General features: G+C 39.6%; 14 protein-coding genes. 9 read left to right on the top strand and 5 right to left on the bottom strand.

Annotation, left to right across the window (positions count from 1 at the left end):
* Positions 1–6 precede the first annotated feature (6 nt).
* The gene (locus R4Z09_RS30635) at positions 7–492 is read right to left on the bottom strand and encodes a nuclease-related domain-containing protein (protein ID WP_338450376.1); all 486 of its coding nucleotides are present in this window, start codon (positions 490–492) and stop codon (positions 7–9) included.
* A gap of 401 nt (positions 493–893) precedes the next feature.
* Here R4Z09_RS30635 and R4Z09_RS30630 point away from each other — a divergent pair, with 401 nt between their 5' ends.
* On the top strand, positions 894–2,465 hold the full coding sequence (locus tag R4Z09_RS30630) for an NAD(P)/FAD-dependent oxidoreductase (RefSeq protein ID WP_338450375.1): 1,572 nt from the start codon (positions 894–896) through the stop codon (positions 2,463–2,465).
* A gap of 126 nt (positions 2,466–2,591) precedes the next feature.
* Here the strand turns inward: R4Z09_RS30630 and R4Z09_RS30625 are convergent, their stop codons facing one another.
* The 4 genes from R4Z09_RS30625 to R4Z09_RS30610 all read right to left on the bottom strand — a co-directional run bounded on the left by R4Z09_RS30625 (position 2,592) and on the right by R4Z09_RS30610 (position 7,069).
* Positions 2,592–2,885 carry a phospholipase gene (locus tag R4Z09_RS30625; RefSeq protein WP_338450374.1) on the bottom strand — a complete coding sequence of 98 codons (294 nt, stop codon included), beginning with the start codon at positions 2,883–2,885 and terminating at the stop codon, positions 2,592–2,594.
* A gap of 127 nt (positions 2,886–3,012) precedes the next feature.
* Positions 3,013–5,562, bottom strand: coding sequence for a YfhO family protein (locus R4Z09_RS30620; RefSeq protein ID WP_338450373.1), 2,550 nt, complete (start codon positions 5,560–5,562; stop codon positions 3,013–3,015).
* Between the two features lie 89 nt (positions 5,563–5,651).
* Positions 5,652–6,074 carry a GtrA family protein gene (locus R4Z09_RS30615; RefSeq protein ID WP_338450372.1) on the bottom strand — a complete coding sequence of 141 codons (423 nt, stop codon included), beginning with the start codon at positions 6,072–6,074 and terminating at the stop codon, positions 5,652–5,654.
* Positions 6,071–7,069 carry a glycosyltransferase family 2 protein gene (locus R4Z09_RS30610; protein ID WP_338450371.1) on the bottom strand — a complete coding sequence of 333 codons (999 nt, stop codon included), beginning with the start codon at positions 7,067–7,069 and terminating at the stop codon, positions 6,071–6,073. The genes R4Z09_RS30615 and R4Z09_RS30610 overlap by 4 nt, the downstream gene beginning before the upstream one ends.
* Positions 7,070–7,328: 259 nt before the next feature.
* Between R4Z09_RS30610 and hprK the strand changes: the two genes are divergently transcribed.
* From hprK to R4Z09_RS30570, 8 genes are all read left to right on the top strand, one after another.
* Positions 7,329–8,264, top strand: a complete 936-nt coding sequence (gene hprK, locus R4Z09_RS30605) for an HPr(Ser) kinase/phosphatase (RefSeq protein WP_338450370.1) — start codon at positions 7,329–7,331, stop codon at positions 8,262–8,264.
* 281 nt (positions 8,265–8,545) lie between these two features.
* Entirely contained in the window at positions 8,546–9,712 is a 1,167-nt protein-coding gene (locus R4Z09_RS30600) for a TraB/GumN family protein (protein WP_338450369.1), read from the top strand.
* Between the two features lie 30 nt (positions 9,713–9,742).
* Positions 9,743–11,071, top strand: a complete 1,329-nt coding sequence (locus R4Z09_RS30595) for a hypothetical protein (RefSeq protein ID WP_338450368.1) — start codon at positions 9,743–9,745, stop codon at positions 11,069–11,071.
* A 198-nt stretch (positions 11,072–11,269) separates the two neighbouring features.
* Positions 11,270–12,226, top strand: coding sequence for a 3-hydroxyacyl-CoA dehydrogenase family protein (locus tag R4Z09_RS30590; RefSeq protein ID WP_338450367.1), 957 nt, complete (start codon positions 11,270–11,272; stop codon positions 12,224–12,226).
* A gap of 76 nt (positions 12,227–12,302) precedes the next feature.
* Positions 12,303–13,661, top strand: a complete 1,359-nt coding sequence (locus tag R4Z09_RS30585) for a sigma-54 interaction domain-containing protein (protein WP_338450366.1) — start codon at positions 12,303–12,305, stop codon at positions 13,659–13,661.
* 449 nt (positions 13,662–14,110) lie between these two features.
* The gene (atoD, locus tag R4Z09_RS30580; protein ID WP_338450365.1) at positions 14,111–14,767 is read left to right on the top strand and encodes an acetate CoA-transferase subunit alpha; all 657 of its coding nucleotides are present in this window, start codon (positions 14,111–14,113) and stop codon (positions 14,765–14,767) included.
* A 2-nt stretch (positions 14,768–14,769) separates the two neighbouring features.
* A complete protein-coding gene (locus R4Z09_RS30575) occupies positions 14,770–15,423 on the top strand; it encodes a 3-oxoacid CoA-transferase subunit B (protein ID WP_338450364.1) in 654 nt (217 codons plus the stop codon).
* A gap of 25 nt (positions 15,424–15,448) precedes the next feature.
* Complete coding sequence (locus R4Z09_RS30570; RefSeq protein ID WP_338450363.1) at positions 15,449–16,633, top strand: acetyl-CoA C-acetyltransferase; 1,185 nt, start codon at positions 15,449–15,451, stop codon at positions 16,631–16,633.
* Positions 16,634–16,789: the final 156 nt, after the last annotated feature.

The following is a 16,789-nucleotide window of genomic DNA, read 5'->3' as shown; positions in this document are numbered from 1 at the left end:
CGGAATCTATTTTCTCTTTTTGCCCTTCTTCAGGTCTATTAAAAAAACAAACCTCACTTCAGCCAGCATTTTGTGCTTGTTCGTTAATTTTGCAGGAAGCAAATTTAGTTTATTCATATGACGGTTTATTTGGGTTGGAAGAATAATCGGTTTGTTTAGTGGTGCTTGGTATAAGCTGAATTCAGGATTAATAAAAACGACTGTGGTATCAATTGGGAGATTAAATCCTAGTTTGAGGAGTATCTGTTGAAACAATGATTCGGCTCGGCTCAATTGGGTTAGAGGATTATTTACTTCTGCTTTAGGTTTGAAATATAACTTATCTGAATCGTAAAAGTAATCTCCTTCGAAATTTTTAACTTCATAATAGTAGATTGAATGAGGTGTAATGATAAGTGAATCGATTTGAAAACTAGTGTTATTATGTTTGAGCAGTAGATCATTTAATATGAGGCAGTTACACTGAAGTCTTTCTGTTAACTGATCAAACATGACTTCCCCTTTATATCCCTTTTTAAGATTAAAATAGTGCTGCTGTCATGTTCAGACAAGTTCATGCGGTTGTTTAACGATTCCAGAATGAGTAATTCAGTAGATTTCGTACGAGATTTATAGAGAATAGTCCACCTTCCCTTTTCTGTTATACCCCATGTCCGTTGTATCAAGTATACCGATACAGTTATTTTTAATAAATGAAAATTTTTTTAAAAAATTCTAAACAGATTCTCCCTTCACACAGAGTAATAAAATCCTCCCGGCCCCTTTCATATTCCTACTATACTAATCACCATTTCCTATCAATCAAATGAATGACCTATAGCAAATCATAGGAATCCTACATATTTTACTAATAAAGTAATTTATATTTTATTAATAAAACAGGGGATGGTTCTTTGGCACGTACACCATTAGCCTGTATGCTGCAGAAGGCGTATGCAACTGCGCATATAGAAATGGAGAGGCAAAAACAAAATGGACAAGTTAGTATGGTATCGGAAAATGCCCCCGTCAACACAAAAAGGGATTATAGGCATACGGCAGATTTTAAAGGAAAAGTGAAAAATCAACCTAGGATTGTTATTGTAGGAGCGGGTTTAGCGGGTCTGACCTGTGCCTACCGTTTAAAGCAGGCAGGAATTTCATCTGTTGTTTATGAGGCAGCGGAACGAGTGGGGGGACGTTGCTGGACGAGAAGGGATACTTTTAAGAACGGTCAAATTGTTGAGCGTGGCGGCGAATTAATCGATTCAGATCATACTGAGATTCGTAATCTGGCTCAGGAATTTGGCTTAGTATTAGATGATTTACTTGAGGCTGAAACACCAGGGACAGAGCCGTTTTACTTTTTTGATGGATCTCCTTACAGCCTTGAAAATGCAACAAATGATTTCCTCGAAATTTATCCGCAGCTGCAAAAGGATCTTGCAGAGGTAGGAGATATTACGCTTTATAATCACTATACAGAGCGGGCCTTTGAATTGGACCATCTGTCTATTGTCGATTATATTAATAAAATTGTTCCTGGCGGTATTGATTCAAAATTCGGCCAGCTATTGTCGGTAGCTTATACGATTGAATACGGTGCAGATGCCGGTGAACAGAGTGCATTAAATCTTCTTTTTTTATTAGGCTCTGCTCAAAAGGGTCCGTTAAGGTTATTTGGAAATTCGGATGAACGATATCGTATAAAGGGCGGGAATGATCAGCTTACTGAGTTGTTGGCCAAAGAGCTTAAGGGACAAATTAAATTACATTCAGAGCTGATTAGGATTGAACAAAATAAAAATAAAGTGAAACTGGTCTTTCGGAATGATGAAAAGGAGTGGGAGGTTTTTGCTGATAAAGTGATTATGACCATTCCGTTTAGTATTTTAAAAGCGATAGATTACAAGAATGCTAAATTTAACGCGCTGAAACAAATTGCTATAGAAGAGACTGGAATGGGGATCAATACAAAATTGCATGTTCAATTTAAAAACCGCTTCTGGCAAGAGCTTGGAAACAACGGTGATACGTTTTCAGATACTGGGTACCAAAATACCTTTGAGTCTTCTCGTGCCCAACAAGGTAAATCGGGGATTCTTGTAGACTATACAGGGGCTGAAACTGCTGCTATATTAAATCCCTTAACGGATAAGCAGTTAAAGAAGATTACAGAAGGTGTTTTGGACAAGCTGGAGCCTGTTTTGCAAGGAAGTAAAAAGAACTGGAGTGGATTATCAACCATAGACCACTGGCTTAGTAATACTTGGTCAAAGGGATCCTATTCATTTTGGAAGGTCGGGCAATATACGACATTGGCGGGGGTTGCGGGTGAAAGAGAAGGAAATATATTCTTTGCAGGCGAGCATACATCGATTAATTACCAAGGGTATTTAAATGGGGCAGTAGAAAGCGGGGAAAGAGTATCACAAGAGGTTCTGGATGATTTTATTCGGAAGGGGAAAAAAGTCAAAGGGAATTAAAGCGGAGATTAAAGGTGATACATCTGCAGTATCATCTTTTTTTGTTCTGAAATAATAAAAAGTAAAGTAAAAACCGTACCATAAGTAATAGAAGGCAGTAGTGGCACGGTTAGTTATAGTTAGATCTTACTTTCTATAAAAGCTGCAGGTAAAAAGAGTTTGGAATTTCATATAGTTATAGATTAATTGAGCTTGTCTTCCCTTTTTCGTATGGGGGTTTACTTTTGAGTTGAGACGGCGGAGAAATTCTTGATCACATTCACAGCGATTACGGTTTTGTTTATAGCAGCGGTCATGCTCACGGCATAAGGCGTCGAGGTCATTAATTGGAGCACCGGGTCCGTTGCAGCCGGGGCCGCACCAATTATAACCAGGAAAAACACAAAATCCAGGCCCCCTTTGTCTATTGCTTTGCGGCAAAACAACATCCTCCCTTCTATCATAGAATATAGTACATACTATTCAAATCTAGTTCTCTTTGTATAAACAGGTGTCAGGCACAACAAAAGGACAAAGCCGGTACTTTGTCCTTTTGCGGTCTGACACCTTATCGTTTCTGCCTTCTATAAAAGAGGTAAATGAAATAGCTTAAAAGGGATAGTGCAGATAAGCCTAATGAAATATAAAAGATTGTTGGAACATATTGCAGCTGTATAGAATGGGTTCCTTTCGTTAATGGTATGCCGATATAACTGCCTATTTTTTGAAGCTTGGCAGGTTCCCCATCGACGCGTGCTTTCCAATTCTTATCAAATGGGATACTTAAAAACAGCAGCTGGTTGTCATCCTGAACGGTAATATCACCGCGTACACCAGTATCTGAATAATCCTTAATCTTTAGGGAATTCTGTTTCAGCTGATCTATCTCCTGTTCTAAAGCGGAATAGTTCAAGGTATAAAAATCCGGTTCCAAGAGCTGCTGAATTCCATCCTTCAATCGTATTTCTACAGTCAACTTCTCATCTGCATACGTTCCTAAATCGACTAAGTTTAGTGTATTCATTTTGCCTCCTTTTAGAGGCTGACCATTAATGAGAATGTCCAGCTTGTCTTCATAGCCATTGTAGGTATCGCCATCTAACTGCATGTATAGCTGGCTTGTTTCAGAGATATCAATTACAGCCTTCATTGCCGGGATGGATTGCCCCGCTTGTCTTTGCAGAACCTCTGTCCCATTACTATTTTTTTGCTGAAGAAGCATCGTGAATTCAGCCGGCGGGTTTTGTCTTTCATAAAAGGTCTGTTCTCTAGAGCCATTGATTAATTGGTTTTGAACTTGAAATGGATCTTTTTTCTCGGTAATCTTCATAAATTGGTTTGAAACCATGTAACCTAACGGAAGATGGAGCTTTATTTTATAGACCTTTATCCCATCCTCTTCAATTACTTTCGTATAGATTCTGTTATCAAGCTCTTCTGTTGTCACGATATATTTAAAACCAAGTAAAGTATCACTTAAGAAGATGCCTCCTTCCATTCTGATAGTCCGCTCATCTGCGTGGTAGCCGATCCGGCGTAAAAAGAGGTTATGATTTGAGTTCCCCGTTGAGGTATAAATGGACATACCTTTATATTTATACCTTAATGACTCATTATGGGATGTCACCAAGCCTGGTTCGATTTTCGTCCTGTAAAAGGATGGATCGCTCGTGTTTAGCTTATTAATCGCTTCCTCATAGGAAGGATTATGGACATCATACCAATTTGCAGGGTAGGAGGCTTGAATGTAATTTTTGAAAATCGCCTGGCTGTTTAGCGTCAAATCCCCAAGAGCAAGCAGACATAAGCCTATTTTAAGCACTACTGCCTTCTTTTCCACGAAGCCTTCATGCTTTAACAGGAGAATGAAGAAGGCATAAAGGACTAGAATGATGATATTTCGATGGATCAACCCAAGTCCAAAAATAGTCGGTTCTAATAGTTTGTTTGCGAAACATAAAAAGAGAATATTGCTCAATGTGACCAAGATGACCTGCTTCATCGTGACTGCGTCCAGTTTCAGGATGGCCTTTACCGACAGGATAACCATGAGAAAGGATATTAAAAAGGCATAGCGGTAAAACGCACCGTTTGGCAATTCAAAGGCATGCCAGGCCATGTTTAATAGTGTAAAGGTGGTGCTGTATAACATAAAACCTAAAAGGATACCATAGATGATCCGCTCTCTAATCGGATATTTTTGGTTGAGAAAATAGAGCGGTACCAAAAGCAAAATACTGAGACCTGTGTAGATGCTTAGATTTTGAATGACGGTCGTCCCGTTAAAAAAGCTGCCATATAGATCTAATGGGTTTAAAAGATACGAGAAGATATCAACATCCTCTGTCGTATATTTATTTTTTCTAACTTCTAAATAAGTAGGGATGGTTATAAAGGCCGTAAATAAAAAGGCCAGCAGGACACTTTTGAAAAAAAGGATCAGCCGTTTGAGCAAATCTTTCCAGGTAAACTGGTTGATCAAACATTCTGCGATAAAGTATAAAAAGACAAAAATTCCAACCATATACGAGATATAGAAATTAGAAATAAATAATAACGCTAAACTGAATAAAAACAACTGATGTTTTTCTTTTGTTAAGATGTTATGTACGCCGACAATAAGGATTGGCAATAAATAAACAGCATCGATCCACATCGGTAGAAAATAATAGGTGATAGAAAATGACATTAAGGCATAGCTGACAGAGAAAATAAAAATGATCAATTGATTTTTTGTAAATTGCTTTTTTAATAAATAAGACATACAAATAGAGCTGAGACCAATTTTAATCAGCCATATGATTAGGATAGAGTAAGGGATAAACGATCTGGGAAATAACAGGATTAAGATGGATAACGGTGATGATAAATAATAGCAAATCGTAGCCCAAAAGGAGGTGCCCATGCCATAATTCCATGTATAGATTGGACTGGCGCTGCCCTGCAGTACATCATATAAATGATTATAAAACATCGTCAGCTGCGCGGGTAAATCGATATACCAGATAGAGTTCTCTCCAAAGGGCGCAATGTTAAGCTTTAAAAATATAACGAATAAAATAGCCATTGGGGTAAAAAATAAACCTGCATAACCCAATATCCCTTTCGTTTTTTTCATACATGACAATTCCTTTCATACGTTAAGGTGTCAGGCACCGCAAATGGACAAACCTAAGTGCTTTGTCTTTTTGCGGTGCCTGACACCTTTTATGATTTCTGTTGTTTTTCCATTACCCCTTTTGAGGGCTTAAAGATGACCAACTTGCTAGCAAAGTAATTGAAAATGACCACGAAGATATTGGCGATTATTTTGGCTAACAGGCTGTCGGCGAGAAGGATTTCTACGAGTAAAATCATGGTGAATAAATCCAATAGATAGGAGAGAAAACGAAAAAAAAGAAATGACGTTAATTCCTTCACGACAGCGGAAAAATCCGTCTTTTTACTGTTAAATACATAAAGCTTATTGGTAATAAAGGCAAATAACACTGACAGGACCCATGCAATCGTGACAGCGATTCGATAATCCATTCCAACATATCGATCTAGGATCCAAAAGCTAATAATATTTACCGCTGTTGTCAGAACACCGAAGATAAGATAGTTTATTATTTCTTTTTGCTTGTTCATGCTCTGCCTCTGTTTAAATGTTTCGTAATTTTTTGTTCACTTGCAGGTCTAGCTTGATTTAACTCTTTTTCATTATTGTATTCATCGACAAAGTAAAGCGGGCGGTTTTTTGTTTCGTTAAAAATCCTGCCTAAATACTCTCCGATAATCCCTAATGAAATAAGTTGAATGCCCCCTAAAAATAAGATAACCGTCATTAAAGAAGGATAACCTGCGACCTTTTCACCGAATATTAATGTTTTGGTGATAATCCAAATTATATAGAAAAAAGAAAAGAAGGAAATGATGAAGCCACAAAAGGCTGATAATCTCAGTGGTGCGGTCGTAAATGAAGTCATGCCCTCGATGGCCAAGTCAAATAACTTGGAGTAATTCCATTTTGTTTCACCTGCTGCTCTCGGGTCGCGGTCAAATAAAATTTCCTTTTTGTTGTAGCCAATCCAGCTAAACATTCCTTTTGTATAACGCTGCGTTTCTCGGATTTGCTTTAGTGCCTCAACACATCGTCTATCAAGAAGACGGAAGTCGCCTGTATTCTCTTGAATTGGAATCCGGCTCATTTTTTGCAGCAGCTTATAGAAGGTTGAGGAAGACCATTTTTTAAACCAGGTTTCACCTGACCTGGACCTTCTTTTGGCGAATACATCATCATAGCCCATCTCCCAATATTTAATCATTTCTGGGATTAACTCAGGTGGATCCTGCAAGTCCGCATCGATAATGATGACGGCATTCCCTTTGGCATGATCTAAACCGGCAAGCATGGCGATTTCTTTTCCAAAGTTACGGGAAAGGTTGACATATGAAATTCTTTTATCCCACTCCCTCATTTTTTTAATAATGGATAACGTACTATCTTTACTGCCATCATTAACAAAGAGGATTTCAAATTGATATGCCGGGACACTTTTGATTACTTCTTTCAAGCGATCATATAATTTGTGCAGCACAGCTTCTTCATTATATGCCGGCACAATTATGGTTATAAGGTTCATTTTTATATGCTCCTTCGAAAATTGACTATGTTCCCTATTTAGCTGAGGGTTATTTTCTTAGTGCAGTGTAATTGTAAATACCTATCAACAATCCAGTATTTCCAAGTTAGGGAATACCATTCTTATTTTACAACAATGAATTCAAAAAATGAATGTGAGAAATGGGTCATTTTGCCATAGATTGTAAAAAAAGATGACGTTTTCATTGTTTATCAGTATAATTTAAAGTTAGAAGTCATTTAGGACGGTGAAGGGAAAAGTGAAGAAAATAACGGTTGAAGACTTGGTTAAACGGTTTTCATTAAAGGTATTAGCTGGTGAGGATCAGCTGCAAAAACCAATTACGCAATCAAGGGTGCATCGTCCGGGTCTGGAGTTTGTTGGACATTTCGATTTTTTCCCAACTGAGCGGGTTCAAATTCTAGGAAAAAAAGAAATTACCTATTTACATAAGTTAAGTCATGAAGAAAGAAGAATTCGGATTGGAAATATCGTTCATTATCACCCGCCATGTTTTATTGTGACAGCGGGTGAAGAAGGATTAACCTACTTGCGGCATCACTGTATTGAGGAAAAAATCCCGTTATTAGTAACGAGAACAATTGAGGTAACTTCAGAATTTATTACGAAACTGGACGCCTATTTAGTAAAACAGTTAGCACCGGAAATTGCGATTCATGGGGTATGCCTGAATGTGTCCGGCATGGGGATTTTACTTCGCGGTAATTCCGGGGTCGGGAAAAGTGAAACAGCACATACGCTAATCGGCCGCGGCCACCGCCTTGTGGCAGATGATATTGTTGTACTGAAAAAGCTAAGTCCGCAAACGATTTTGGGAACCCATGACGTGAAGACGAAAGAATTTTTGGCATTGCGCAGCATTGGACTGTTAAATGTGGTCCGGATGTACGGACGCAAGGCCTTCCAGGAGGAAACGCGGATTGCTCTTGATATTCTCCTGACAAAGTGGGAAAAGGATGCCTTGAATAATGAGTTGGAGCAGGAGCCTCAATTTTCAGAGTACATGGGCGTCAAAATTCCGTCCATCGAAATCCAACTTCAGCCTGGACGTGATGTTGCCGGACTAATTGAGGCAGCGGCAAATAACTGGTATTTGAGACAGCAGGGCTACAGCGCTGCTGAAGAATTTCTAAGCAGAATTGAAGCAGACTTTGCGGAGCAGGAGTCAAAATAGAAGATGTCAGGCACCACAAAAGGACAGAGTTTATTTGTCCATATGTGGTGCCTAGCATTTTTCTGGATGTTTCATGTGAAACATTTTAAAAAAAGTACTATCACGACAAAGGGACAAATGGCAGTTGCTATTTGTCCTTTTGGCGTGCTTATCACTTTAGATGGAAATAAACCATATTTGTTTCATATTTAATGCATTCTGGTTTATTATTGAAGAATGACAGGAACTTTTTAGCAAATTGTTAGATAAAATGCGGTTAATCATTTAAAGGAAGGTCATGTATGATAGAAGAGAATATTACAAGAATCCATTTGGATGGCAAGGAATTTATCCTGATTGGAACGGCGCATGTTTCTAAGCACAGTGCTGAGCAGGTTAAAGAAGTTATTGAGGCGGAAAGACCGGACTCTGTCTGTGTTGAGCTGGATGAACCACGATATCAATCCATAACAGAAGGCAATAAATGGAGCGATATGGATATCTTTAAGGTTATTAAAGAAAATAAAGCGACATTACTATTAATCAATTTAGCGCTTTCCTCCTTTCAAAAACGGATGGCCGCGCAATTTGGCATTAATGCAGGTCAGGAAATGATTCAAGGAATTCAATCAGCTAAAGAAGTTGGCGCCAATCTTGTTTTAGCTGACAGGGACATTCAAATTACCTTTTCTCGTATCTGGCATAATGTAGGCTGGTGGGGGAAAATGCAGTTGATCACACAGATTGTCTATAGCATTTTCAGCAAGGATACCATTTCCGAGGAAGAATTGGAAAAAATGAAATCCCAGGATATGCTGAATACCATTTTAAGTGAATTCACCGAAGGGTTTCCAAGATTAAAAACACCGTTGATCGATGAGCGTGACCAGTACTTGGCCCAGAAGATTAGAGAAGCTCCAGGTGAAAAAATAGTGGCTGTATTAGGAGCTGCCCATGTTCCAGGGATTAAAGAGGAAATCAAGAAGGAACATGATTTAGCTTTAATTACACAGCGTCCACCTAAATCAAAGCTTCCAAAAGTGCTTGCCTGGACCATTCCAGTTTTAATTATTGCAATGATAGCCTATACCTTCTACATGAATCCATCAGCAGGTCTGCAGCAGACGATCAGCTGGTGGTTGTGGCACGGAGGCCTTTCAGCAATTGGAACAGCGATTGCCTTTGGACATCCGCTTACGATCTTAACGGCCTTTATTGCTGCTCCTATCACTGCCTTGGATCCAATCACTGCTGCCGGTTGGTTTACCGGAATTGTCCAAGCCTATTTACGCAGACCGACTGTGAGAGATTTTGAAAATCTATCGGAGGATGTCTATAGTGTAAAAGGGTTTTGGAATAATAAAGTAACGCGGATTTTGCTTGTTGTTGTATTGGCTAATATTGGAAGTTCATTAGGAACCTTTATTGGTGGAATTGACGTTGTCCGCTTGTTCATTAACAGCTTATAAGCGGGCAATGGGCAGGGAGAGAATTAGGTAATGAGAAGTTATCTCATATTGGGAATGTGTACGTTATTTTTAATTCAATATTTTGCCAATCAAACATGGCTTCAATATGTGGTTGTGAGTTTGTCCCTCCTTGCATTCATCGGAAGCGCAGGAAAAGCAGACCGGTTTCCGCGTATACTTGGACTTGTTATGATGGGTGCCGGAATAATAATTGAATGGAATAAGGGAACTGGTTTTGCAGGAATCAGTGAGGGGATCTTTTGGATCCTTCCTTTATTAAGTTTGATTACACTGGCCCCTCTTTTAGCCATTCCGTTAAGGCTGGGAGGATACTTTGAGTCCGTTTCCCGTTTGCTGCATAATCTGCTGCACCACCCGCAAAAGCTATATGCCGGTATAACGGGAACACTATTTATCGTTAGTCCAATTTTAAACTTAGGCTCTGTGAGAATTATAAATGAGTTTCTGGAAGATTTGAAACTTCCCTCGGCCATGTCAGCGAAAAGCTATATTGTCGGTTTCTCGACTGCGCTGATGTGGTCGCCTTATTTTGCATCGGTATCATTAGTCCTGCATTATTTGAATGTTCCATTTAAGGAGTATGTGTTCTATGGAATAGGGATTTCTCTTCTTTCCTTAGTGATTGGGAATCTATCCTTTGCTATTTGGGAAAAAAGGAATCCAATTAAAAGGGACCCGTCTTCCCTGACCAAAATTTCAAAAGCACAGCGTAGGAAGCTTTTAGAGTTAGTCTTATTCGTCGTCCTATTAATGACGGCTTGTTTAATGATTGAAAGTGTGACAAAGTGGTCGATGATTGTCATTGTCTGCCTGCTTTCGATTTTTGTTCCGCTTCTTATAACTGCTGTGACAAATGATTGGCAGCGGGCCAAGCCTTTATGGCTGGATTTCCGCGATCGTGCAGTACCGATGATGAATAATGAAATTACACTATTTATGAGTGCTGGAATGCTGGCATTTGCGTTAAAGGGTACAAGTGTAATGAATGGAGTCAGTCAATTACTTAAAGTGTTAGCTGACCAGTCATTCTTCCTATTCGCATTTGCAATATTGGTCATTGTTTTCTGTCTAACTTACATTGGGATTCACCAAATTGCTGTGGTAGGCGCATTGGCAATGCAATTAAATGCAGCGGAACTGGGCATCAGCAATATTTCTTTAGCATTCATCCTTTTGTTAACCTGGTATATTTCAACTGCATTAAGCCCCTTTTCAGGTCTGAACTTAATGGTCAGCCGCTTTTCCCGTCTTTCCGGCGTTCAGGTTGGGCTTCGCATAAACGGGCTTCATATACTAACCGTTGTATTTATCGCTATTGCAATTATTTCCTTCTTATAGTTTAAGAGAGTGAGAGATTGGGAGATATTCATCTATGAAAAGATGGATTTCTCCCTTTTTGCTTTTTTTAGGTTAATCACTTATGTCTATCTGGCACAAAACTTGCATTTGGTTTTTATGATTTGGTTTTTATGATTTGGTTTTTATGAATTGGCTTTTATCAATCTTGTATTCAAATTAATTAGGCAGGAGATGGAAATGAAGATGAAAAATATAACTATAATCGGTTCTGGTGTCATGGGAAGCAGTATTGCACAATCTTTTGCGGTCAGCGGCTATAACGTAACGGTAAATGATATGAAAGAGGAATTTCTGTTTAAGGCACAGCGAAGAATTAGTGAGAATCTATCCTTACTGGTTGAAGAAGGGAAAATAACTGAACTGGAAAGACAGGCGGCTTTAGCCAGTTTAGAATATAAAGCTGATCTAGAGGAGGCTGTCAAAGAGGCTGATTTCATCATTGAGGCCATTCCAGAGGTCATTGAGATGAAATGGGATCTTTTTAATCGTTTAGAAGAAATCATGAAGCCTGATGCAATCGTTGCATCAAATACGTCAACATTTCCGATTACCCGTTTAATGGAGGATGCAGGATTTGCCGATCGGATGATCATTACACATTTCTTTAATCCAGCCCATTTAGTTCCTTTAGTTGAAATTGTTAAGCATGAAAAGACAAAACCGGAAATCGTGGAAAAGACAATCGACTTAATGAATAGTATCGGTAAATCACCTGTCCTTTTAAAGAAGGAGATTTCCGGCTTTATTGCCAACCGTCTTCAGACAGCGCTGATGCGTGAAGCTTTTTATTTGTTACAAGAAGGTGTAGCGGATGCACGCGATATTGATACAGCCATAACTGCAGGACCCGGGTTCCGCTGGGCATTCACAGGGCCAATTGAAATTGCTGACTTTGGCGGGTTGGATACTTGGCAGCGTGTATTTGATAATGTTGCGCCTGATTTAAACAAAGATACAGGTGCACCGGCTATTATCCGTGATCTTGTTCAACAAGGCAAGCTTGGTACAAAGTCTGGCGAAGGCATTTACCCATATAATGAAGGATCAATTTCACAAAAACTAGAAGAGAGGGACCGCAATTTTATTAAACTAGGAAAAATTAAAGCTGTAAAAAAGGGAATAGAGCAGGACTAAAACATTCCGACTGGTTTAGCACTGTTTAGATTGTGTTATAATGGAAACGCTACCACAGTCTAAGCGAGGTGATCAAATGAGAATCAATAAGGAAGAAGAACTGCTTTATAAGGATATTATTGAGTTTGCCTATGACGGTATAGTTGTGGTTGATACAGAAGGTTATGTGAAAATGCTGAGCAAGCGTTATGCTGACTTTCTTGGTGTTGATCAGAAAGGTTCAATTGGAAAACATGTAACAAAGGTTATTGAAAATTCAAGAATGCACATTGTCGCTAAGACAGGTAAAGAGGAAGTTGCCGAGCTGCAAAAAATTAACGATAATTATATGATTGCTACACGAACCCCAATCATTAAGGAGGGTAAGATTACGGGGGCGGTCGGCAAAGTATTATTTAAAAATGTAAACCAATTAACAGCATTATCAAAACGGATCAAATCGTTGGAAACGGAATTAAAAAAGTATAAAGGGGTTTTCCAAGAAAGAAACAAGGCTACCTATACTTTTGAACATATGATTGGTGTAAGTCCTGCCTTTAAAGATGCGAAGGCACATGCCAAAAAGGCAGCGGAAAGTGATTCAAATGTGCTGATTTTGGGCGAAAGCGGGACAGGCAAAGAATTGTTTGCCCATTCGATTCATAGCAGCAGCCGGCGTGCAATGGGTGTATTTATTAAAGTGAATTGTGCCGCCATACCGCCTGAACTAATAGAATCAGAGCTTTTTGGCTATGAGGAAGGCTCTTTTACCGGTGCAAAAAAAGGCGGGAAAATTGGAAAGTTTGAAGCAGCTGATGGCGGGACTATTTTTCTTGATGAAATTGGTGAACTGCCACTACATATGCAAGTGAAACTATTGCGTGTATTACAGGAAAAAGAAGTGGAGAGGGTCGGTTCAACAAGTACCACTCCTATTGATGTCCGGATCATTGCAGCAACAAACCGCGATCTAACAGAAATGGTCAGTAATGGAGAATTCCGGCTTGATTTATATTACCGCTTGAAGGTTGTGCAAATAAACGTGCCGTCATTAAAGGAGCGAAATGAAGATATCAAACCACTTGTTTCTCATTTCCTGAAGAAGTACCAAAAATTGATGAAAAAACGAGTGAAAGGGATTAGCTGTGCCGCCATTAGGCAGCTGTGTCTTTACTCTTGGCCGGGAAATATTCGAGAATTAGAGAATACGATTGAACGTGCATTAAACATGGTGGATGAAGATAAGGAGATTGGACCTGAACATCTGCCTGTTGAAATAAGCGGTTTTAAAACGGTGCCGTCCCTCCGTCCATTGGCGGAAATGATGGATGATGCGGAACGAAAGGCAATCATGGATTGTATAGAAATAGTCAATGGAAATAAATCCAAAGCAGCTCAGATGCTTGGAATCAGCAGGACAACCCTTTATGAAAAAATGAATAAATATGGATTATAAATGGCATTACCCCCTTTGTTCAATCAGAGGGGGTTTTATATATTTTATGTGATGAAGGAATATTATAGGCAGGATCAATTCAATAAAAAAATGTAAGCGATTCCAAACACTTATTTATGCATGAAGATATCGACTGTATGAAAATCCTTACACTTTTTAAGCATATTTCGTTATGTGTAAGGAAAACTGAACAAAATTTGATAGTAGTAATCTATTAATATATCAATAATTGATTAATTTAATAATAATTTTTAAGAATAAAAGGTTTTTATAAAAGTTTTTCTTAAATTAATAATCTATACATATTGCAACTTTATTCTTTTTAACGGGATATTAAAAACTTTTTAATATAATTTTTTGTTCATTTTTTAAAAGTTGGCACGGCACTTGCATTATATATTGGTGTAATCATTTTTAAGCTGACTTATTTCATAGGGAGGGCGCTGTAAATGAATAAAATAGTTCCCAGAGAAGAAGTATTATCTATTTTTAAAGATGGGATGACAATCATGTCCGGCGGGTTTATGGGAGTTGGTACACCGCAGGAACTAGTATCCGCTGTTCTTGAATCGAATGTAAAGGATATAACATTAATTGCTAGTGACACGGCTGTTGTGGATAAAGGTGTCGGGCCATTAATTGTAAATAAACGGGTAAAAAAGGTTATTGCTTCACATATCGGTACAAACCCGGAAACAGGCAGACAAATGATTGAAGGCGAATTAGATGTCGAGCTGGTTCCACAAGGGACATTTGCTGAACGAGTACGTGCTGGCGGATCTGGACTTGGCGGAGTATTGACACCAACTGGAATCGGGACGGTTGTTGAAGAAGGAAAAGAAAAGATAACCATTGATGGTCGTGACTTTCTACTTGAAAAACCGCTTCATGCTGAAGTAGCACTTTTGAAAGCATGCAAGGCGGATAAAGCAGGGAATTTAGTCTATAACTGCTCTGCCCGTAATTTTAATCCGATTATGGCTCTAGCAGCAGATCTTGTGATTGCTCAGGTCGATGAGGTTGTAGAGGTTGGTGAAATCAACCCGGATGAAGTGATGACCCCTGGTATCCTGGTAGATAAAATCTTAGTTACAGGAGGCAACTAATAATGAGTGATGTAATGATGACTCCAAAACAGATTATTGCTGCGCGTGTTGCAAAGGAAATGAAAGACGGAGATGTCGTGAATCTTGGTATCGGATTGCCAACACTGGTACCTGACTATCTGCCTAAAGGTGTGAATGTGATACTCCAATCTGAAAACGGATACATTGGTCTTGGACCGGCAAATGATGAAATCGATATGGATCTCGTGAATGCCGGAGGACAGCCGGCGGGTATTATTCCTGGCGGTGCATTTTTTGACAGCCTCTTCTCCTTCTCGTTAATCCGCGGCGGCCATGTGGATGTCACCGTTCTTGGCGGACTTGAGGTAGATGCAAAAGGGAATCTAGCCAACTGGATGGTGCCGGGAAAAATGGTGCCAGGCATGGGCGGTGCCATGGATTTAGTTACAGGAGCCAAGAAGGTCATTGTTGCAATGGAGCACTGCTCTAAAAAAGGTTCACCAAAAATTCTTGAAGAGTGTACATTGCCTTTAACAGGAAAAGGTGTTGTTGATCTGATTGTAACAGAGCTGGCAGTATTCAGCGTAACGGAAGATGGGCTGGTTCTTGAAGAGCTGCAGGAGGGTATCGATTTTGAAACAGTTAAAGAAAAAACAGCAGCATCATTTAAGGTAAAAGAATTAATTGGTTGTTAATCTCTTAAATTGGGAGGATAAAGGAATGCGTGAAGTCGTTATCGTAAGTGCAGTAAGAACAGCAATTGGAAATTTTATGGGGGCATTGAGCAATACCCCGGCAACGGAGCTAGGTGCCATTGTGATAAAGGAAGCCGTAAACAGGGCAGGAATTAAAGGAGAACAGGTAGATGAAGTGATTATGGGGAATGTCCTCCAAGCTGGACTAGGTCAAGGCCCTGCCCGTACAGCTGCTCTAAAGGCCGGTCTGCCAATTGAAACGACAGCGATGGCCATTAATAAGTTATGCGGCTCCGGTTTAAAGGCTGTTCATCTTGCAGCCCAGGCGATTCAAACCGGTGATGCGGAAATCGTCGTGGCAGGCGGAATGGAGAATATGAGCATGGCCCCTTACCTGCTTCCTAAAGGCCGTACAGGCTACCGGATGGGTGATGGAAAAATTATCGACAGCATGATTCAGGATGGCTTACAATGTGCAATTAACCATTACCATATGGGGATTACAGCTGAGAATATCGCTGAGCAATACGGTTTAACCCGTGAAGAACAGGATGAATTCGCAGCCTGGAGCCAGCAAAAAGCAGAAGCAGCCATGAATGAAGGCAAATTCCAAGAAGAAATTGTCCCAGTTATACTTCCACAGCGGAAAGGTGATCCAATTGTATTTGATAAGGATGAATTCCCTCGTGCGGGGGTTACAGCAGAGAAGCTTGCAAAATTAAAACCAGCCTTTAAAAAGGATGGAACTGTTACAGCAGGAAACGCTTCAGGTATCAATGACGGTGCGGCTGCACTTGTTCTTATGAGCAGGGAAAAGGCTGATGAATTAGGCATTAAGCCAATGGCTGTTCTTCGCGGCAATGGAGCTGCAGGTGTGGATCCTAAAATCATGGGAATTGGGCCGGTCCCAGCTACAAGAAAGGCATTAGAAAAAGCAGGACTTTCTATTGATGATATCGATTTAGTTGAAGCAAACGAAGCATTTGCGGCACAATCACTCGCTGTCGGTCGTGATCTCTTTATTCCTCGTGAAAAGCTGAACGTCAATGGCGGGGCTGTTTCCCTTGGCCACCCAATCGGTGCCAGTGGTGCCCGTATTCTTGTTACGCTATTACATGAGATGAAACGCCAGGGTTCCCGTTATGGATTGGCAACACTTTGTATTGGCGGCGGACAAGGGGCAGCAAGTATTGTAGAGCTGGAAGGATAATCATTTTTCTGTTTGGAATGATAAGCGGGTCTATGCAAAAGAAAACGAAAGGTACTAAAACATGACAAAAGTGATTTACCTTGTTTCCCTGTATTTCAGGTAAAAAAATATGTTTTAGTACGTTTTAACAGATATATAAGCGCTATTTTTTTGCGT

The sequence above is a fragment of the Niallia oryzisoli genome (assembly GCF_036670025.1).
Lineage (GTDB): Bacteria > Bacillota > Bacilli > Bacillales > Cytobacillaceae > Bacillus_BD > Bacillus_BD oryzisoli.
This window is presented reverse-complemented; position numbering and strand designations above follow the sequence as displayed.